21 protein-coding genes are annotated in these 20,213 nt (G+C 60.6%); 2 read left to right on the forward strand and 19 right to left on the reverse strand.

What is annotated here, in order from left to right; all coding sequences use genetic code 11:
• Positions 1 to 2 precede the first annotated feature (2 nt).
• The 15 genes from ABIT12_RS00570 to ABIT12_RS00640 all read right to left on the reverse strand — a co-directional run bounded on the left by ABIT12_RS00570 (position 3) and on the right by ABIT12_RS00640 (position 15,773).
• Positions 3 to 908, reverse strand: a complete 906-nt coding sequence (locus ABIT12_RS00570) for an ABC transporter permease (protein ID WP_348044222.1) — start codon at positions 906 to 908, stop codon at positions 3 to 5.
• A 9-nt stretch (positions 909 to 917) separates the two neighbouring features.
• On the reverse strand, positions 918 to 1,916 hold the full coding sequence (locus ABIT12_RS00575; protein WP_348044224.1) for an ABC transporter permease: 999 nt from the start codon (positions 1,914 to 1,916) through the stop codon (positions 918 to 920).
• A 72-nt stretch (positions 1,917 to 1,988) separates the two neighbouring features.
• Positions 1,989 to 3,434, reverse strand: coding sequence for an ABC transporter substrate-binding protein (locus ABIT12_RS00580; protein ID WP_348044371.1), 1,446 nt, complete (start codon positions 3,432 to 3,434; stop codon positions 1,989 to 1,991).
• Positions 3,435 to 3,461: 27 nt separating this feature from the next.
• Positions 3,462 to 3,779: a hypothetical protein gene (locus tag ABIT12_RS00585; RefSeq protein WP_348044226.1), complete on the reverse strand. Its 318-nt coding sequence runs from the start codon at positions 3,777 to 3,779 to the stop codon at positions 3,462 to 3,464.
• 453 nt (positions 3,780 to 4,232) lie between these two features.
• Positions 4,233 to 5,204, reverse strand: a complete 972-nt coding sequence (locus tag ABIT12_RS00590; protein WP_348044228.1) for a hypothetical protein — start codon at positions 5,202 to 5,204, stop codon at positions 4,233 to 4,235.
• On the reverse strand, positions 5,201 to 7,051 hold the full coding sequence (locus tag ABIT12_RS00595; protein WP_348044233.1) for a glucose/sorbosone family PQQ-dependent dehydrogenase: 1,851 nt from the start codon (positions 7,049 to 7,051) through the stop codon (positions 5,201 to 5,203). Before ABIT12_RS00595 ends, ABIT12_RS00590 begins: the two co-directional genes overlap by 4 nt.
• A gap of 49 nt (positions 7,052 to 7,100) precedes the next feature.
• Positions 7,101 to 8,258 carry a mandelate racemase/muconate lactonizing enzyme family protein gene (locus ABIT12_RS00600; protein ID WP_348044235.1) on the reverse strand — a complete coding sequence of 386 codons (1,158 nt, stop codon included), beginning with the start codon at positions 8,256 to 8,258 and terminating at the stop codon, positions 7,101 to 7,103.
• A 10-nt stretch (positions 8,259 to 8,268) separates the two neighbouring features.
• Entirely contained in the window at positions 8,269 to 9,480 is a 1,212-nt protein-coding gene (gene manD / locus ABIT12_RS00605; RefSeq protein ID WP_348044237.1) for a D-mannonate dehydratase ManD, read from the reverse strand.
• Complete coding sequence (locus ABIT12_RS00610) at positions 9,477 to 10,613, reverse strand: lactonase family protein (RefSeq protein WP_348044239.1); 1,137 nt, start codon at positions 10,611 to 10,613, stop codon at positions 9,477 to 9,479. Before ABIT12_RS00610 ends, manD begins: the two co-directional genes overlap by 4 nt.
• A gap of 17 nt (positions 10,614 to 10,630) precedes the next feature.
• Positions 10,631 to 11,677: a mannonate dehydratase gene (locus tag ABIT12_RS00615; protein ID WP_348044241.1), complete on the reverse strand. Its 1,047-nt coding sequence runs from the start codon at positions 11,675 to 11,677 to the stop codon at positions 10,631 to 10,633.
• 32 nt (positions 11,678 to 11,709) lie between these two features.
• Positions 11,710 to 12,912, reverse strand: a complete 1,203-nt coding sequence (locus ABIT12_RS00620) for a mandelate racemase/muconate lactonizing enzyme family protein (protein WP_348044243.1) — start codon at positions 12,910 to 12,912, stop codon at positions 11,710 to 11,712.
• 9 nt (positions 12,913 to 12,921) lie between these two features.
• The gene (locus ABIT12_RS00625; protein WP_348044245.1) at positions 12,922 to 13,248 is read right to left on the reverse strand and encodes an NIPSNAP family protein; all 327 of its coding nucleotides are present in this window, start codon (positions 13,246 to 13,248) and stop codon (positions 12,922 to 12,924) included.
• Positions 13,249 to 13,288: 40 nt separating this feature from the next.
• Positions 13,289 to 14,650 (reverse strand): mandelate racemase/muconate lactonizing enzyme family protein, encoded by a 1,362-nt coding sequence (locus ABIT12_RS00630; protein ID WP_348044247.1) that lies wholly within the window; start codon positions 14,648 to 14,650, stop codon positions 13,289 to 13,291.
• Between the two features lie 22 nt (positions 14,651 to 14,672).
• Positions 14,673 to 15,377, reverse strand: a complete 705-nt coding sequence (locus tag ABIT12_RS00635; protein ID WP_348044249.1) for a GntR family transcriptional regulator — start codon at positions 15,375 to 15,377, stop codon at positions 14,673 to 14,675.
• Positions 15,378 to 15,569: 192 nt separating this feature from the next.
• Complete coding sequence (locus tag ABIT12_RS00640; protein ID WP_348044251.1) at positions 15,570 to 15,773, reverse strand: hypothetical protein; 204 nt, start codon at positions 15,771 to 15,773, stop codon at positions 15,570 to 15,572.
• A gap of 50 nt (positions 15,774 to 15,823) precedes the next feature.
• On the opposite strand from ABIT12_RS00640, the gene ABIT12_RS00645 reads away from it, so the two are divergent.
• A complete protein-coding gene (locus ABIT12_RS00645) occupies positions 15,824 to 16,078 on the forward strand; it encodes a TonB family protein (protein WP_348044253.1) in 255 nt (84 codons plus the stop codon).
• Between the two features lie 124 nt (positions 16,079 to 16,202).
• A complete protein-coding gene (locus tag ABIT12_RS00650; RefSeq protein ID WP_348044255.1) occupies positions 16,203 to 16,649 on the forward strand; it encodes a hypothetical protein in 447 nt (148 codons plus the stop codon).
• 61 nt (positions 16,650 to 16,710) lie between these two features.
• Here ABIT12_RS00650 and ABIT12_RS00655 read toward each other — a convergent pair whose 3' ends face one another.
• The 4 genes from ABIT12_RS00655 to ABIT12_RS00670 all read right to left on the reverse strand — a co-directional run bounded on the left by ABIT12_RS00655 (position 16,711) and on the right by ABIT12_RS00670 (position 20,091).
• Positions 16,711 to 17,022, reverse strand: a complete 312-nt coding sequence (locus ABIT12_RS00655) for a hypothetical protein (RefSeq protein ID WP_348044257.1) — start codon at positions 17,020 to 17,022, stop codon at positions 16,711 to 16,713.
• Entirely contained in the window at positions 17,022 to 18,461 is a 1,440-nt protein-coding gene (locus ABIT12_RS00660; RefSeq protein WP_348044259.1) for an aldehyde dehydrogenase family protein, read from the reverse strand. The genes ABIT12_RS00655 and ABIT12_RS00660 overlap by 1 nt, the downstream gene beginning before the upstream one ends.
• A 24-nt stretch (positions 18,462 to 18,485) precedes the next feature.
• Positions 18,486 to 19,640, reverse strand: coding sequence for a fumarylacetoacetate hydrolase family protein (locus ABIT12_RS00665; protein WP_348044261.1), 1,155 nt, complete (start codon positions 19,638 to 19,640; stop codon positions 18,486 to 18,488).
• Between the two features lie 85 nt (positions 19,641 to 19,725).
• On the reverse strand, positions 19,726 to 20,091 hold the full coding sequence (locus tag ABIT12_RS00670) for a VOC family protein (RefSeq protein ID WP_348044263.1): 366 nt from the start codon (positions 20,089 to 20,091) through the stop codon (positions 19,726 to 19,728).
• Positions 20,092 to 20,213 lie beyond the last annotated feature (122 nt).

Consider the following 20,213-nt stretch of genomic DNA (forward strand, 5'->3'; position numbering starts at 1 on the left):
GTCTATTCCGACTTGCGTATGCGGGGATTGGCGAGTTCGTCGAGGCCCATATTGACCAGCGCCAACGCACCCAAAATCAGGATCATCGCGAAGGCAGGCTCCAGCGGCCACCACCACCAGCCATTGAAGAACGCTCCCTGGCTTTGTGCGGACCAGATGATGTTGCCCAGCAGCGGTTCGCGCAGCGGCCCAAGGCCCAGAACGGCCAGATAGAATGAGGCAAACACCGCCGAAAACACCTGCCCCACGAAGGCAGCGGCGATGAACGGTAGCAGGTTCGGCAAAATTTCGCGGAAGATGATGCCCATGTCGCTGACGCCCGACAGCTTGGCGACGGCAACGAATTGCCGCTCCTTCATGGTCATCACCTGGGCGCGGATCACCAGTGTCGGTCCCATCCACGCCAGCATGGCCACGATCAGCGCCATGGTGAAAATGGTCACATCGCGCTTGTCGAGCGAACCGGCCACCACCACCTGGATCAGCAGCACCGGGATAGGCGTCAGAATCTGGCAGATGGTGCGGATCGTCGAGTCGATCCAGCCACCGAAATAGGCCGATGTGAAGCCCAGAACGACGCCGACCAGCGTACCGATACCGCCGGCCAGCAGGCCGATCAGCGCGGTCTGCCACATGCCGACCACCATCGCCGCCAGCAGGTTACGGCCAAAGAAATCGGTCCCGAATGGATACTTCAGGCTCGGTGGCTGCTTGAGGCCGGCCGATAGTGGATAGGCGTGCTTGGGATTGATGACCAGCAGCCCGATCACGGTGAACAGGAACAGGGCAAGCAGAATGATGACCCCTAGCGCCAGCCCCTTGTTGCGGCGCAAATAGCGCAGGATCAGCACGGCGGTGCCGGGTTGGCGGACGCTCTGGTCGTCCGTTGGCATGGTGATATTTGCCACGATGCGCTCCTAATTGGCCCGAATGCGGGGATCGAGCAGCGGGTAAACGAACTCGAGGATGGTCATCAGCGCCGCGATGGCGATGGTGATGAAAATCACGATGCCGTAGATCACCGGAAAGTCGTTGGCGCGGATCGCCAGGTTCAGCGCCGTGCCGATCCCCGGCAGACCGAACAATCCCTCCACGATCACCGCCGAGGTAATGACGGTCCCCAGCGCCAGCGCCAGCCCGGTCACCTGCGGCAGCAGGGCATTGCGCAGGTAATAATCCCTGAAAATCCGTCCGCCGGTCAGACCCTTGTGCTCGGCAAAATTGACATAGTCTTCGCCCTGAATGGTGATGCCCATGCCGCGCATCGACAGCACCCAGCCACCCACCGAACCCAGGATCAATGCCAGAGCGGGCAGGATCTGGTGCTCCATCAGATCGAGGAAGAACGACCACGACCACACCGGCACGATACCCGCCGAATAGGCGCCGCCAAGCGGCAGCCACTTGAGGCGAAAACCGATGAAGAACAGCAGCAGGATGCCCATGATCACGGGCGGCACCCCGGTCAACAGGATGAACGGTGTCGCCAGGCCGCGCAGCCAGCTCGGCGCCTTAGGCCAGGCCGCAACCGCGCCAAGCAGCGTTCCGATGACAAAGCTGAGCACGGTGGTCACCAGCAGCAGGCCAATGGTCCAAGGCAAGGCCTGGGCGATCACTTCGGTCGCCGTGGTGGGGTATTTGGAGAGCGAATAGCCGAAATCGAGCCGCATGATATTGCCCAGATACTGCCAGTATTGCTCCAGCATCGGCTTATCGAGGCCAAACTGCTGCTGCATCGAGGCAATCAGCTTTTCGATATCGCCGGGGGAAAACCCACCCGATCGCGCCAGTTCACCAAAACGCTCGCGAATAGCGTTGCGCGATGACAGGCGCGGAATAAAAAATACGATGGTCGAGGCAGCCCAGACGACCAGCACGAAAAACAGCAGGCGCTTGACGATGATCTTGATGTTCAATGGACTAATTCCCGATAGGTCTGGCCTGCAGGGTGGAGGTGCGCTCCAGCAGAGCGCACCTCGCAGTCTTGGTTACTTCGCGCCCGAAGGCTGCAGCCCGGTAATCACCAGCATGCCGGTGTGAGCCCAGAAGGCGCCGTTCGTGCCCAGACCAACATTGGTCGAGGACGGCCAGTTCTTCCAGAAGTGGTTGTTGTAGGGAATACGATGCAACCACTGGATCACGGGGACGTCGATGGTGTCGCGCCAGTAGATACCCAAAGCCTTGGCGGCACCGGAGATGAACTTCGGATCGCTCGAGTCGAGCGGTGCGATGGCATCAAGGAGCGCGTCGTATTCAGGATTGGCGTAGCGCGAGAACCGGTTGTTGCCGGCAGACGATCCGATGGCATTGCTATACTTGCCATGGAACAGGTTGAGTGCTTCGAACGGGTCGAACAGGCTGGCGCCATGGCCGAACATGTAGAGGCCGGCTTTGCCGTCGACCATGTTCTGGTAGGCGTCGGTGCCGAAGTTCACGTTGGAGTCAAAACCGGCCTGGCGCAGCATTTCCGCCAGGATCGGCGCGATGTCACCGTGGATGTTTTCGAACGCCTGGATGGTGGCGTCGAACGTCTTGCCATCCTTCTCCCACAGTCCATCGCCATTCTTGGCCCAGCCAGCGCCTTCCATCAGCTTGGCGCTTTCGTCCAGATCGTATTTGCCGGGTTCGTACTTAGCTTCTTCGGCCTTCACTTCCGGCGAGTCGGCAAATGCCTTGAGGTTAGGATAGAGCGGGAACGGATAGATCGTGGCGATCGCCGCGCCTTCATAGAGCACTTCGTTGATCTGATCGCGGTTGACGGCGAGGCTGATGGCCTTGCGCACGTTCGGATCGCTATAGGGCTCGAGCTTGTCGTTCATCCACAGCGAGTTGGGCCACCAGTCGAGATAGCCATAGGGGGACTCGGTGCCCGTCCATGACTGAACTTCCGGATTTTGCTGCAGGATGTTGCCGATGATCTGGGCCCGCATATCCACCGACGAGTCGAACTCGTTGTTGACGATGCGCTGGGCGACGGTATCCATCGGCTGATTGAGAATATTGACGATGACGACGCGCTTGACCGCAGGTTCGGCCATGCGGCCGGCCTTAACGGCCCACCAGTCTTCACGCAGGTTGTAGATTTTCTGGTTGGTGTTCCAGGCCACGATATCGTACGGGCCCGAATGCGGGATGTCGTTACGACCCGGAGCCTTGGTCGGATCAGCCTGTCCCGACAGATAACCGGCCGGCACGATCGGAATGCCCGTATCGAACTTTTCGGTCAGCACTTCGAACTTGAAGCGTGGCGATGGTGCCTTGAACTTCAACTCGATGGTCAGGTCGTCCTTGGCAGTGACGCTTGCCACCTGGTCGGCAAACTGGATGTGGTAGGGCAAGGTGTCGTACTTGATCTGCCCTTCGAACGTATAGACCACGTCCTTGGAGGTCACGGGCGTCCCATCGGACCACTTCGCGCCGGCATTGAGCTTGATCTCAAGCGTGGTGAATGTGGCGTCGGTCTACTCCATGCTGTCGGCAAGCCACGGGATGTAATCGTTCTTGTAGATACCGAAATACATCAGCGGCTCCCACATCAGGTTGTTGCCTTCCTGATGGGTATAGCCAGGCAGCACCCACGGATTGGTGGTGCCGATGGACGAGCCGCCCGACACGCCCCAACCCAGAATGACCGTCTCGTTGCGCGGCAATTCCGGCAACGGACTGGCCGGTACGATTTCAGTGGCGGCGACGGGCGCAGCATCCTGCGCGAACGTCGCAACCGGCGCCAAAGTCAGTGCAAGCACTGCCAGGGCCGTAGCGAATTTGAATTTTATCATGTGACAACTCTCTCCCTTGTTCGTCAGTGTATTGAGACGCTTCCGCGTCGAACCGGCTCACAACTCACTGTCCCTGCGCGGCCTCCAACCTTTCCATTGGCACCGCTCACTCGGCCATGAAATCGACATGACGGATCAGTAAATCATAATTTTTTCTTACAAAATTTAACTATAGCGACGTCAAAAATTCGCCTGCCTTCGAACAACCGTTCAAAAGATCAATCTATTTTAATAGTAACTAGCATTTGTAGTGTCAGATATTACGTACATTTTTGCACGTGACATCCGACCTGACGCTCCTCCGATCCAGTGTTGCTAGCGCCAGCGAGGCAACCCGGATTTATTATTATAACATCAATGATTAAACGGCAAAATATCCCAAGTCAACGCGCGAAACTGTATCGTTGCAAATCTCGGGACAACCGGCAGAAAAGTGATCGGTGCGCGCCTCCTTCAGCTCGAAAATGCCGCCACGCTGTGGCGGATGATGGTGGGTTTTTGGGGGTCGAGATCGATCGCGGTGGCGACCCCCCGTTGATTGATCGGATTGGCGCCGGTCGAGATGGCGTCATTCAGATCAAAGGCTGCAGCAATCGGCTCCAGGCCGAGGCCACGATATTGTCCGTGCCAGGGCGCACCTTCCATGCCGCGGTCCGTATGCCATATCTGCAGCGAGGGCAGTTGCGCCCGATCCCAGTCCAGCACGATGCCGCAGCCCTCGTCGAGCCACGTCGCCCTAACCGCACTGCGCATGCCGCATAGCTGTACGTTCAGATTTTTCTGGGCCCCCAGCGGCGGATGGCTCAGATCGACGAGGCCACCACCCTGAGGCACTGCCGCCAGGCTGGAAAATTCCTGCTCGCCGGCAACCTGACGCGGATGGACCAATCCAAAATCGAAATCAGCCTCCAGCCGCAACCGCCCCGCCTGCTCCGGCAGGCGAAAGATCGGATGCAACCCCACCGAAATTGACGCTGCGCGACGCGCAAAAATTGTCAGTGTTAAATCAAGCGCCGGCGCATCTGCGCGCGCCGCAACGGTGCGCTCCAGACGCCGCACCGGCGATGTGTTCGGATAGTCCAGTGCCAACGTCACTGCCGACGAGCCAGCCGCAACGACAGTCCATTCCTCATCGGCCGCCGGCCCATGCACCGGCCAGTCACTGGGCCGATCCATCAAACTCGCCCATTGCGGCGGCGCGTCGGGCGCTGGTCCACCCGAACCCATCGGCACGCAGACGAAATCCCCCCCAAGTTCGCGCAGATGCCCGATGATCGACCGGTCGGTGATGGTCCCCATCCAAGGCGCCCGCGCAAACGGCCGGAACGACTTGCCGGAAACATCAAACCGGCAATCGGCTAATACCGCGGCTGTGGTCAGCACCACCGCCTCGCCATGCGCCCATGTGAGCCGGTGTTCGCTCATTGAACCGCACTCGCCGGAATGGTCATGCCATCGAGCGCCGCCGGATCGGCCGGCATTTCAGCCGCTCCCGCCGCCACGCCGTTGACCGACAGGATATAGGCGACGATGTCGGCATAATCGCTGGTTGGCAGTGTTGCCGGGCGCGATGGCGGCATGGTGTCATGCGCCTTGCGATACAGCGCCCCCACGCTCTTGCCGCTCCAATGCGCGGTGAAATACGGCCCCGCCAATGGCGTGCCATAAGTGGCGCTGATCAGGTTCTGGCCATGACAGGAAACGCAGTTGGAACTGTAGGCAATCTTGCCGCGATCCGCTTGCGCCTCCGTAAATACCGGCGGCGTGCCGGTGGCGGCAATATCAGCGGTAGCAACCGTCGCATCTGCCTCCGGCGCCGTGGCAGTCGCCGCTTTGCCCGTATAGCTGAACACCAGGATAGATCCCGGGTTCTGCATCGTGGTCGTTGTCCCGCCCTTCAGCGCTTCCGCAAGCCCGCCGGGATCGGTGGCGACGTATAGCGTCTTCTTGTCAGGACTGAACGCGGTATCGCGGAACCGGTTTTCCGACTGGAAATACCGCGCGATTGGACCACGCAAGGTTTTGCCATCCGCCGCCAACGGCAACACATAGATCGAGCCCCGCTTCAGCGTCGTCACGATCAGCGAATTCTCCCAGCCGGGAATACCGCCGCTCTTGGGCATATAGGTTTCGATGCTGGACGCAGCCACCGTCGGCCAACAGATGAAGTCCACGCCATTGCAGGTCGGGTCGGTAAAATTCCAGTCACTCGGAACGGTGAACAGCGTCGCCAGCGGCGCCTGCATCAGCTCGGTCCAGCTGGTTTCGTTCTCGACCGGAACCGAAGGATCGACGGTAATGTCGGAGAACTGCAACTGCTCGCACGGCGTCATCGCATCCTTCCAGCGGGCGTATTGATAGGCCCTGTCGTCGCGGAAACCGGCAACATGAGGCCAGCCGTAATTGCCGCCAGGCACCAGGATATTGACCTCGTCATCGGTCTTTGGCCCCTGCTCGGATGCGTAAAGCGTGCCATCGGGCGCAAAGTCGATGCCCTGCATGTTGCGATGGCCATAGGTGAACACATGGCTCACCACCCCGCCGATCTGCGGGTTGTCAGCCGGGATCGAGCCATCCAGCTCCAGCCGCAGGGATTTGCCCTGATAGGCGATGTAGTCCTTGGCCGTCAGTTCGGCCGCCGTCGGCAGCCGCTGCGCCTCGATGGGAATACACCAGTTGCCCAACTGGTCTTTGCCGCCATCGCCGATGGTGTAATACAGCTTGCCGTCCGGCCCGATTTTCATCCGACCCGAATTGTGGTCATTGCTCGCCGGCAGCCCTGCGATCAGTTCCACCGGGTCTTTCAGCGTATTGCTGGCCGTGTCGTAGGTCAGCCGCACGATCTTGGTATAAAGAAACCGATACGGGCTGGCCGGATCGGTCACCACCGGATCGGCGCCCCGCGCCTTATCGACATAGGTATAGGCGGTAAACACATAATCCGAGCCCACGCCCTTGAGCAGATCGGGATGCAGCGCCAGCCCCAGCAGACCATCCTGCCCGCCCGGAGCCGACACGTCATCGATATCGATCAGCGTCGTCTTGCTGCCATCGACGGGGTTGATCCGATCGATCCGACCGCCTGTCCGTTCGGTCACCCAGAGATAATTGTCAGGTCCCCAGGTCAGCTCCCATGGGCCTTCCAGACCGCTAGTCAGCACCTTCATTTCAAACGGCACAGTGCCGGCCACCACGGCATCGGGCGTATCCTGCGCCAAAACCGGAACCGCCATGGACAGCAAGGTCAGGGCAAGTGCGATCTGATGTTTCATCTCAAGAACCTCCCAAAAGCGCCGGTTGCTCCGGCGTCCCTCGTTCACGCTACCAATTGGTTATCGATCCATCCCGACGCCGCAGATGCGGCGCCTCCCAGAATTTGAAGCTCGCCGCCGTCAACGCCACTTCATTGACCTCAATGCCTAGTCCCGGACCGTCGGGCACCTTGAACACGGCGCCTTCCAGCATCGGCATCTGCGGGAACATCTCGGCAGTCGGCGATCCGGAATAGAGATCGGTGGCATTGGCCCGCACTTCGAGCGCAAAAAAGTTAGCCACCGCCGCCGAAAAATGGATGGTCGCGGCGGTGCAGATCGGGCCGAGCGGATTATGCGGCATCAGATCGACATAATGCGCCTCGCTCCACCCGGCGACCTTCATCGCCTCGGTAAAGCCGCCGACATTGCACAGGTCGAGCCGGTTGAACTGGTGGATATCGCGCTCGATATACGGCAGGAACTGCCACTTCGAGGCAAACTCCTCGCCAATGGCGAATGGCACATTGGTCAGCCGGCGCAGCGCTTCATAGGCTTCTGGCGTCTCGTCGCGGATCGGCTCTTCAAGAAAATCCAGCGTGCCGGAAGGCATCTTCTGGCAAAAACTCGCCGCCTCTGCCACCGACAGCCGATGGTGATAATCGATCCCAAGCACCACCTCGTTGCCCAGCGCTTCGCGGGCCATGGTCAAAAACTTGGCGGTTTTGCCGATCGACTCCCGCGGCTCGAAAATGCCAGCGTCCTCGTCCCAAGCCGCCGGGAAAAACCGGATGGTCGACCAACCGCGCTCTGTCAGGGCGTGCGCCGCATCCAGCGTCTCCTCGCCATTGATCGAACCGGTCGAGGCAAAGGTTGGGATAACATCGCGCTGTTTGCCGCCCAGCAATTGATAGACCGGCACGCCCAGCGCCTTGCCCTTGATATCGTGCAGCGCAATGTCGATCGCCGATTGCGCCGCCAGCAACACCCGACCACCTTCAAAATACTGGCTGCGATACAGCTCCTGCCAGATCGCCCCGATCGCCATCGGATCGCGTCCGATCAAAAATTCGCGAAAATGCTCGATGGCCCCAACCACCGCCTTTTCGCGCCCGGAAAGCCCGCTTTCGCCCCAGCCGAACAGGCCCTCATCGGTCTCGATCTTGACGATCAACTGGTTCCGATGGCCGACCCAGACGGGATAGGGTTTGATTGCCGTGATTTTCATGGGCCTGTCCTCACCAGCTCGTCATCGAGCCGTCTTGCAGACGGGCGATTGGCAAATAAGCCTGTTGATAGGGATGCTTGGCCGCGAGCGCTTCGTCGATATCGACGCCATGGCCGGCCTGTTCGCCCGGTTGCAGATAGCCACGGTCATAGCTCCACGCGCACTTGAACACGTCGTGCATCGCCTCGGTGTAGCCAGAGAATTCCTGGATGCCGAAATTGGGAATGGCCACATCGACATGGATATTGCAGCCCATGGCGATGGGCGACACGTCCTGCGGACCGTGACAGGCCGAGCGGACATGATAGATCGCCGCCAGATCGAAAATCTTTTTGAGCCCGGTCACGCCGCCGGCATGCACCGAGGTGACACGGGCATAGTCGATCAACTGCTCGGTGATCAGCGTGTGCGTGTCGTAGATCGAATTGAACACCTCGCCCACCGCGATCGGCTGGGTCGTGTGCTGGCGGATGATCCGAAAACCCTCCTGCAACTCGGCAGGAATCGGGTCTTCGAGCCAGAACAGCCGGAATGGCTCCAGATCCTTGCCCAGCCGCGCCGCTTCAATCGGGGTCAGCCGGTGATGCACATCATGGAGCAGGTGAACGTCCCAGCCCACCGCATCGCGCACCTTCTCGAACAGTTTGGGCACCAGCGGCAAGTATTTGTGCGTCGCCCAGACTTCTTCATGCGGCGCCACGCGCTTGTTGATCAGCGCATCCTGGTCGGTTGAAGCGCCGGTGCCATAGATCGGCGGCAGCCCGGGTATGGCCACCTGCGCGCGGATCGCATCCAGCCCCTGCTCCCGTAGCGCGATGACGCCCTCGGCGACTTCGGAAATATCCAGCCCGCCGACATGCTTGTAGACCATCACCTTGTCGCGCGATCGGCCACCCAACAATTGGTACAGAGGCATATTGGCGGCCTTGGCCTTGATGTCCCACAGCGCCATGTCGATCGCCCCGATCGCCGCCATGGTGATCGGCCCGCGCCGCCAATAGGCGCCCTTGTAGAGATATTGCCAGATATCCTCGGTCCGCATTGGGTCCATGCCGATCAGGCAGGGCGCGACGTGGTCCTCAAGATAGGATGCGACCGCCAGTTCGCGCCCGTTGACCGTGCCGTCGCCAACGCCATGCAGCCCCTCATCGGTGATGATCTTGACGGTGACGAAATTGCGCCCCGGCGAGCAGACGATGACTTTGATGTCCTTGATCTTCATGGCGACGTCCTCGAGGTCTCTTTACGGACCGTGGGGTGGAAGGCGATGGCCGTGGGAGAACCGGTCTGGATTGGCTCCCCAAGCGGCACGAGAGCGCCGGTTTCGGGCTGGTAGCGGAAAAGGTTGATGCGGTTGCTTTCCTGATTGGCGACGGCCAGCACGTGCCCCGTTGGATCGAACGCGAAATCGCGCGGGATATGACCGCCAGATGGAGTGATGTCGATAAACCGGGCGATCCCCGTCGTCTGGTCGATGGCAAAACTCGCAACGCTGTCATGGCCTCTATTGCCGACGAACAGGTGCTTGCCACCACCGGCAATGGCGATGGCAGATGCCGAACTGCCGTTATGCTCACCGGGCGGAAGCGTCGACGTGCTGGCCAGCACCGCGAAGGCGCCAAGACTTGCGTCAAATGCCAGGCTGGACAGGGTGCAGCTCAGTTCATTGACCAGATAGGCGCAGGGCAAGGTCGGGTGAAACTGCAAATGCCGCGGCCCCGAGCCCGGCGGCAGCACGGTTTCCCCATGCGCCGACAAAGCCCCGGTCTGACCATCGAAGCGATAGACCACAAGCCTGTCGATCCCCAGATCGGCAATGACGACGAAACGATTGTCGGGCGTCCAGGCGATGCAGTGCGCATGCGGACGATCCTGCCGCCCGGTGACCGAACCCTTGCCAAGATGAGTGGCCTCGGCAACCAGCGATCCCAACGTGCCGTCTTCCGCGCGAGGATAAATGGCGATCGACCGGTTGGGCTTCGCCGTGATCGGCAGGCCACCATAATTGGCAATACCGACAAAACGGCCCGAGTTATCATGGCCCAGATGGGCGGTGTAGTCGCCCCGCGTCGGCTGCTTGGACAGATATTCGAGCGCCCCTGTGTCCGCATCGATAGCGTAGCCGGTGACCAGCCCTTCATTCCAGCCATCAACCTCGCTGACGGCCGCCAGCGATCTGCCGTCACTGGACACCTGCACAAAGGTCGGATTGTCGACGCCCTCGGTCACGCCGAGCAACTCGGTCGTGCCGCTGTCAAGATCGAGCCGAAACGCCGCAATGCCCTTGCCGGCCGCTTTGGCCACATAGCCAATGCCGCGATTGACGCTTCCGACATAGAACAAGACAGACGGCATAAAAACTCCAGTGATCTCTAGGCGGCCTTCAAAAACTCGGCCATGCGGACAAGGCCCTGCATGTAGCCAATGGCGTGGGAGCGACCGCGATGGTTCCAGTCGCTGTCGCCATCCATTTTCGGCACGTGATCGTCGAGCAGAAAGCCGTCAAAGCCCAACCGTGCCAGTTGCACGACGACCTCGGCAGGATCGAAATTGCCGTCGCCGATGAAGCATTCGGTAAAGTTCGGCACCGAGCCCTGCACGTCGCGGAAATGGATGTAGGAAATCCGGCCCTTGGGCGCGAAGAACTCGATCATCTCGGTGACATTGGCTTTGCCGCCAACCATTTCTGAACAGCAACCCAGGCACAGGTCGAGCGTCCACGCCTCCGAGCGCCCGACCAGGTCATAAGCCTTCTTGAAATTGTCTGGCCTGTAGAACAGCCGTGCCACCCCACCCAGCATCGGCACCGGCGGATCATCGGGATGCAGCGCCAGCTTCAGTCCTTCCTCTTCGGCGACCGGCAGCACCGCGTTCATGAAATAGCTGTAGTTGGCCCACATCTGCTCTTCTGTGATCATCGGACCATCCTTGCCGAACAGCGGCATCGATGACGCCCGGCCCAGTGTGGTCGGCATGAACGAGCGCAGCATGTCCAGATTGTCGATATTGGCCTCGACCACCGCCATGTCGAACTGGCGGGCCGTCGCCCCGCCCCTCGTGTGCCCGCGATTGGTGGTCCACACCGAATTGGGCATGAAATGCAGCCCCAGCACCGGAATGCCGGCCCGCGCCACGGCGCGGATGGTGGCCTGATAGTTCTCGATCTGCTCGTCGCGCCCCTCCAGCCCCATCATCGCCTTGTGATAAAAATGGGTCGGCACGTTCTCGATCGCCTCAAACGTCAGCCCAGCCGCCTCGACCTGCTCGACCAGCACCCGAACATCCGCCTGCTCCCACCGGGCATCGCCCGGCAGGGTTGGATTGTTCATCTGCAGGCCGGTCGCGCCGATCTGGGCCGCAAAGCGCAAGCGCTCCTCGCTCAAATCGTGAAACTGGCCAACTGCAACTCGGATCGCCATGCTCGTCTATCCCTCGGTCTGTTTACTAGGGCCTACGGCGCGAAGAACCCCTTGTCCTCTTCGCTGAGATACTTCCTCGCGCCCTCGGCATCGATATCCAGCCCGAGCCCGGGCGCCTCCAGCAGGTCGACCATGGAGTCCTTCACGATCTGCTTGGGCAGGCCGATGACGATGTCCTCCCACCACGGGTCCGAAGCGCTGGGATACTCGAAGGCGATGTAGTTCGCCGGCAGCGTGGCGCAGACATTGATCAGCGCCCCCAGCCCCAGCAGCCCGTTGGCCGTGCCGTGCGGCGCCATCATGATCGAATGCATATAGGCGTGCTCGGTCACCCATTTCAGTTCGGCAATACCGCCGATATCGGCGGGATCTGGCCCGATCACGCGCACCGCCTGCGTCTCGATCAGTTCCTTGAAATTGTGCCGCAGATAAATCTGCTCGCCGGTATGGATCGGTGTCGTCGTCGATAGCGTCAGCTCCCGATAAGCCTGCGGATTGACCCACGGCACATAGTCGCCGGTCAGCATGTCCTCGAGCCACATCAGGTTGTATTTCTCCACCGCATTGGCAAAGCGGATGGCGTCGGGCAGGAACCAGCCCGGCCCGCAATCGAGCGCCAGCGATACCTTGTCGCCGAGCACTTCCTTCATCGCCTGGACGCAATCGAGCATGTGGTTGAACCCGTGCTCGGAGATCTGCCCCTGGTCCATGGCGCCGTGATAGCCGGCCTTGCTCTGGCGCGGGCCGTAGTGAAAGTCGTCGATGCTGTCCTTCATGTTGGAATGGAAGCTGATGCCCTGCTTGACCATGAAGAAGTTCTGCTTCTGCTCCATCATCCATTTGACGTCGGCTGCATAATCCTCCGGCCGGTCGCCCGTCCGCTTCTGGCGGATCGACCCGTTATAAACCCGCACCTGGTCGCGCACCTTGCCGCCCAGCAGCTTGTACACCGGCACATTGGCCGCCTTACCGGCAATGTCCCACAGCGCATGCTCAATGGCACTGACCGCCGCGCCATAAGGCTTGAACGAGCCACGCTGGCGGATCTTGAGCATGCACCGCTCGACATCGGTCGGGTCTTCCCCGATCAGCGCGTCGCGAAAATGCAGCACGAATGGCTTGAGATAGGTCTTGGTATATTCAACCTCGCCCAGCCCGTAGAGACCCTCATCGGTGACGATGCGCACGATGGGATGCTTGCCGATGACCGCGCAACGCAGATCGGTGATCTTCATGGCGCCCCCCTATTTCACCGATGAGAAGGCGGTCGGCGACAATAGCTGGCTGCTGATATTGCTCAGGATCTGTCCGTCCCGCTCGGAGTCGTCGCGCGCCTTGTGCCAGTCCGGATCGGAGCCGAAGGCTGCCCATTTCACCTCGCGCTCGGCCAGCGACTCCCAGGCGACGAAATAGGTCAGCCGCTGGTGGCTCTCACCGATCATCGTGGTGAAAAACCCCGCTTGGCGGATGCCGTGCTTGTCCCACAGCTTGAGCGTATGGTCGTTGAAGCGCTTTAGCAGCGCCGGCAGCCGGCCAGGCAGGCATTCGTAGATTCTCAGCTCATAAATCATCGCTCGTCCTGTAATTTTGCGTGTTCAATCGCCGGAGCCTTTAGCTCCAGGTGCGGTCCCAGGAATATTCCTGGTCCCATTGATCGGTCGGCAGCCAGATGCCTTTGGCCCCGTCCTGCAAGTGCTGGCCAATGACTTCGTCGACCACGTCGTCGATACCCAGGCCTGGCTTGTCCGGCACTTCGATGAAGCCGTCCTTGACCAGCGGCTTGGGCAGGCCGGTGACGATATCGTCCCACCAGTCCACCTCGACGCTGTGATATTCGAGCGCCATGAAGTTTTCCGTGGCCACCGCAACATGGGCGGCGGCCATCGCGGCAATCGGGCTTTCCGCCATGTGGATGGCCATGGCGATGCCATGATCTTGCGCCGCATCACCGATCTTCTTGGTTTCCAGAATCCCGCCCGAGGTCAACAGGTCAGGATGGATCACCGAGATGCCGGATTTGAGCAGCGGCTCGAAGCCTTCGCGCAGATAGATATCCTCGCCCGTGCAGATCGGCACCGTCGTGGCTTCCTGCAACTGCCGATATTGGTCGGTGTACTGCCAGGGAATGACGTCCTCGAGCCAGGCCGGTACGTATTTTTCGATCCGCCGCGCCAGCCTGATGCCGTTCTGCAGCGAGATGTGGCCGACATGGTCGATCGCCAGCGGAATTTCGTAGCCGATCACCTCACGTACTTCGTGGATGTACTGCTCGAGCAGGTCGATGCCCTTGTCGGTAAAGTGCAACCCGCTGAACGGGTGGCGCACGTTGTGAACGTCATAGACGGCGTTGCGGGCGCGCCGGTCGTCCATGCTTTTGACTGGACCGCGCTCGGGATGGGAACGGTAGCTTTCCAGCGAGCCCGCCGGGGCAACCACGGCGCCCGGGATATAGGCGACCTGCATCAGGCCCAGATCCATCTTGAGGAAGGTGAACCCCATATCCATGCGCGCCTTGAGCCGCTTGCCGGTATCGGTGCCGCTGGGCTTTTCGGCGTCGGTGTCACAATAGACCCGCACCTTGTCGCGGAACTTGCCGCCGAGCATCTGGTAGATCGGCACACCATAGGCCTTGCCGGCCAGGTCCCACAGCGCGATTTCGATCCCCGATACGCCCCCACCCTGCCGGCCATGGCCGCCGAATTGCTTGATGCGGCGGAACAGCCGGTCAACATCGCAGGGGTTTTCGCCGATCAGCCGGCTCTTGAGCATCAGTGCATAGGTCGCGCTGGCGCCATCCCGCACTTCGCCCAGGCCGACAATGCCCTGATTGGTATAAATTTTGATCAGGGCCGAGGTGAACGGCGCACCGACGATTTCGGCAACGCGCAAATCGGTAATGCGCAGGTCGCTCGGCCGCGAGCCGGTGCGGACATAGCTTTCGATACTCTCGGCGGCCCCCAATGTGGTCGTCATCAATACCTCTCCCTAAAAACGTCTATGCCGGCCGCTTGCGCACTCCATTCCGGCTGGCAACACCCATCTGCTCGATAATATGTCGACCAGATCCCTCCACGTGGCGCGCCACGACCGCGGCTGCGCCTTCGGCGTCTTGCGCGCGGATACGGGCGATAAGTTCGCGATGCTCGCTCAACACCGCCATGCGACGGCTGAGCGAGGTTGGAAACCGGCGGCTGATCGCCCGCAAAATCTCGCGATGCTTCCACCACAGGTCGGCCGCATGGCGGTTATAATGGCGGTCATAGATCAGTTGGTGAAACCGTGTATCCAGCTCCCCGTGGCGTTTGGCATCGCTGAAGTTGAGCGTCTCGATATCGTTCTGGGCCGCTTCCAGCTCGGCGATGTCGGCGTCCGTCACGATCGACACGAACCACTTGGTCAGCGCCGGCTCGATCAGCACTTCGATCTCGATAATGTCGCGCACAAAGGCCGCATCGATGGCCACCACGCGCGCGCCGCGGTTGGCCTCGATGATCACGAAACCCTCGCCGCGCAACAGCTGCAATGCCTCGCGAACCGGGTTTGTCGAGGTACCATAGCGCTCGGCTAGATCGGCAATTTTGAGCCGCGCACTGGGCTCCAGACGGCCTGAAATTATATCCTCGCGGATCAGTTCATAGACGCTGCCCGGCTGATCGATGGCCGCTTCAACCGGACTGATGATGAGGGTGCTATCGCTCATGGTGACGTTCTAGAGGTCTTCAAGGGCCAAGCCAAGCCATTTCGCACGCTAAAAATCTAAAATAATGTATGATATTATCGTTGTTGACGGACGCGTTTCGCTTTTCCCGAATTTCATCCGCCGATGCCCCGGTCCCTAAAAGCAAAACGGCGCGGAGTGACCCGCGCCGCTTGTATTGGATTGATGCAGGTCCTAGTAGCCGAACTGCTTGGCCAGCGTCGCCTTGAAGGTGCGCCCGAACGAGCGGTAGCCGGCAAGGTTTTCGCGGTAATCAGCGTTGAACAGGTTGTCGATGCCGGCGGTGATTTCCGTACCCTCGAACACGCCGCTCTGCGGCTTGCAGCTGGCAAACAGATCGACCGTGGCGAACGCCTCGGCGGCGCCATCGGCAACCACCTGCCCCTGCGAAATCGTCGGCGCGATATAACGTCCGCTATCCCAGCCAGGTGGTCGGCAAACTCCGCCGCGCCCTGCGCTTTCCGCGCGGCACTGGTAACAGCTCCGGCGAAGTGCAGGTGCAGTTCGTGGTTTCCTCTGCCGGCCAACCGTCCGGCATGCGCATCGTGCAATCCTCCGACAATGCCCCAATCGACCAGGCAGGCCTTGATACCGTGGTGCGGGCCGCGCCGTTTCCACCTATTCCCCAAGGCGCGAACCGCAGCGAATGGGCGTTCACCGTGCCGCTGGCGTTCACGCGCTAAACCAACACGCGGGCCGCGATCCCCCTCGTCCACGGTGAAAGACGCAGATATACTGCGCTCAAATCACCGGTCCGCCGGGACTTGGACAAGCCGGGACACGCCCGGCCAATGGGAGATAACTTGGATGTTTCGACTATCGATGCTTGGCGTGAGCCTCGTTCTGGCCGCCACCCTGATTGCGCCGGCACTGGCTGCATCTGAAGAAGAGGTCATGGACCAGATCGAAAATCTGCAGGGCGACTCGGTCGGTTTCGGCGAGTTTTTCGGCAAGCTGCAGGATGCCTTCCTGCTCGACGACCACGCCAGCTTTGCTGACCTCGTCGCCTTCCCGATCACCATCCACGCCAATGGCGAAACCTATGATGTCGATACCGCCGACACGTTCACTGAAAACTTCGACAGCCTGCTCGCCCCCCAGACGCAGGAAGCCATCCGCAGCCAAGATTTCAAGGATCTGTTCGTCAACGCCGAAGGCGTGATGATCGCCGATGGTGCGGTCTGGATGTCCAATATCTGCGACAACGACGCCTGTTCGAAGACGTACTGGGCCGTGACGGCGATCAATAACTGACGTAACCCACCCAGATGGTCACCCTCGGGTCAAGCCCGAGAGCGACGGACTGTGGTTAGGACTAAGCCTTCTCAGCCAGCAACGCGGTCAACCGCGCAACTTCCGCCTCGGCCTTCTCGGCCCGCTCCAGCATCGCTGCGAACTCCGCCCGCATATCTTGTGGCGCCTCGTCGGCAACAACGTCTTCCACCGGCGCATCCATGATGCGGGCATAAAACGCCCGCAGATAGGCCAGATCATCCGGATCAAGCGTTCCGGCCTGCGACGCGGCCAAATAACCGTTCAATTCCGCAACGGTCTCTTCGCTCATCGTCCCGGTGGCGATCAGCTCTGATACGAGCTGATCAACCGATTTGCTGTCGCCGTCCACCATTAGCCGGCAGCCGTGTAGGCGGTCTTGACCACGGTGAAGAATTCCTTGGCATAGGTGCCCTGCTCACGCGAACCATAGGACGAGCCCTTGCGGCCGCCAAACGGCACGTGGAAATCCACACCGGCTGTCGGCACGTTGACCATCACCATGCCCGCTTCCGCATTGCGCTTGAAGTGGGTGGCATACTTGAGCGAGGTCGTGACGATACCAGCCGACAGGCCGAATTCGGTGTCGTTGGAAACGTGCAGCGCTTCTTCATAGTCCTTGACGCGGATGACCGAAGCCACTGGCCCGAAGATTTCTTCGCGCGAAATGCGCATCTGGTTGTTGGTCTCGGTGAACAGCGTCGGCTGCAGGAAGAAGCCTTCCGTGCCGCGCTTCACCAGTTCGCCGCCGGCCACCAGCTTTGCGCCTTCGGCCTTGCCGATGGCGATGTAATCGGTGTCCTGCTTGAGCTGGCTGGCATCCACCACTGGCCCGATATCGACGCCCTTTTCCAGCGCATGGCCGACATTGAGGCCCGCCGCACGTTCGGCCAGAGCCGCCACGAACCTGTCGTGGATACCTTCGGTGACGATGATGCGCGACGAGGCCGTGCAACGCTGGCCGGTCGAGAAGAATGCCGACTGCGCCACCGATTCGACGGCGATCTTGAGATCGGCGTCATCGAGCACGACGGTCGGGTTCTTGCCGCCCATTTCCAGCTGGAACTTGCGATTGTGTTCGATCGACGCGGCAGCGACGCGTTTTCCCGTACCCACCGAACCGGTGAACGAGATCGCAGTGACGTCCTTGCTATCCAGCATGGTCTGGCCGACGACCGAACCCTTGCCCATCACCAGGTTGACCACGCCATTGGGCAGGCCGGCACGCTTGAGGATATCCACGATTGCCCAGGTCGAGCCCGGCACCAGATCGGCCGGCTTGATCACCACGGTATTGCCATAGGCCAGCGCCGGAGCCATCTTCCAGGTCGGAATGGCGATCGGGAAATTCCATGGCGTAATGATGCCGATGACGCCGATCGGCTCACGGGTGATTTCCACACCGATGCCTGGACGGGCCGACGGCAGTACTTCGCCGCCCAGGCGCAGCACTTCACCAGCAAAGAAGTCGAAAATCTGCGCCGCGCGGGTCACTTCGCCGATGCCTTCCGGCAGGGTCTTGCCTTCTTCGCGGCTCAGCAGTTCGCCCAGTTCGGCCTTGCGCGCCAGGATTTCCTGCGCGGTCTTGGACAGAATGGCATGGCGCTCAAGAATGCCCGAACGCGACCAGGCCGGGAACGCCGCCTTGGCGGCCGCAATCGCCTGCTTGGTTTCTTCGGCGGTGGCCCGGGCGTAGAGCCCCACCACTTCGGCGGTATTGGACGGGTTGATATTTTCAGCGCCGTCGGTACCCACCCATTCGCCATTGATGAGGTTCTTGTGCAATTCGGTCATGATCAAAGCCTTTGATGAATTCAGTCAGAGAAGGTGTGCAGTGGCGAGGTCGCGCAGCAGATGGCTGGCGCCATAGCTCCAGGGCGGACACTCGGTTGAGAGGCGTACTCTGTTAGATAGGGTACCCAGCGCCGGTGTCGAGATCGAGACCACATCATTTATCTTGTGGGTGAAGCCTTTTCCGGCCCCGCCGCGATCCTGTACCGGCGCAAACATCGTCCCCAGATACAGCACCAGCCCATCCGGATATTGATGATGCCGCCCGATGGTCGCCGCCACCAGCGAGGCGGGGGTGCGCGAAATCTGGCTCATCGAGGATTTGCCGACCAGCTCGAACCCATCCTCGCCGCTGACGGTCAGGCCAATGTCGGCAGCCGAGATCGTCTCAAGCGTAAAATCGCCGTCGAACAGCCGGATGAACGGCCCCAGCGATGCTGACGCATTATTATCCTTGGCCTTGCCCAGCAACAGCGCCGAGCGGCCTTCTACGTCGCGCAGGTTCACGTCATTACCCAAGGTCGCGCCGATGATCGTGCCGGCGCTCGTCACCACCAGCGCCACTTCCGGCTCCGGATTGTTCCAGCTCGATACAGGATGTAGGCCCACATCGGCGCCAAAGCCCACCGAACTCATCGGCTGGCCCTTGGTAAAAATCTCCGCGTCTGGCCCTATCCCCACTTCGAGATACTGGCTCCACACACCCTTGGCGATCAGCGCTTCCTTGACCTTCATTGCGGTCTCGGAGCCTGGCACCAGCTCGCTCAGGTCCATGCCGATCAGCGCCAAAATCTCGCCGCGCAAAGCATCTGCCCGCGATTTGTCGCCCCGTGCCTGTTCTTCGATCACTCGCTCCAGCAGCGACACCACAAAGGTCACGCCCGACGCTTTGATCGCCTGCAGATCGATCGGCGATAGTAGCGATGGCTGGGCCGCATCGAGCGTACCGGCCCAGCTGTTGGCCACAACCGCGTCAACTGAACCGACAATATTGCCGAGCGCGCTGCGCACATATTCGGCCGCGTCGTCGTGTTCACAGATATCGCGCACCAGCGCCGCACCCGGCTGAGTGATATCCACCACCTGTCCATCTCGCACGGTCACCACGCGCGGATAGGCAAATCCTGGCACACGGGCCCGGCCGAGCAGAATACCTTGGCTTGGAATGACAGAATTGGTCACGGCGGCTCCCATACAACCAGGCGCCGGTAACTAACAGGCGGGCTCGCCCCGTGTCCAGCAAAACGGCCCAAACTAAAGTCGAACACTAGCCGGTCAGCGACAGCACATTGCCATCCGGGTCCTGGAACCAGGCAATGCGTCCGCCGCTGGGAGCAGTCCAGATTTTCCGCCGGTCTTGCCCCATGCCATAGTCGAGAAACACCACGCCCCGGTCGACCAACGCATCAATGCTGGCCTCTATATCCCCGACCACCCAGCCCAACACAGTGAACGGTCGCGGTGTCAATTCCCCAACGATGGTGACGCGCAACATCACCCCGCCAACGTCAAACACCAGCGCGAAGCCGTTCTGTTCTACCAAAGTGAGGCCAAGAATACGCTGGTAGAAATCCGGCGCCCGCCCTGCATCGGTGGTCGGTGCGAAAGCAATGACTTTGTTCAACGTCGGCATGGCTGGCCCCTCAGATCGCACCAATTGGCCTTGTAAAGATTTTTTGTCCACCCACCCAAGGAACTGTCGCGCTGGTTCGTCAAACCTGTGACCGACCGATCACATCGTTCAAGCTGGGTTCA

Source organism: Devosia sp. (assembly GCF_039927955.1).
In the GTDB taxonomy this organism is placed as follows: domain Bacteria; phylum Pseudomonadota; class Alphaproteobacteria; order Rhizobiales; family Devosiaceae; genus Devosia.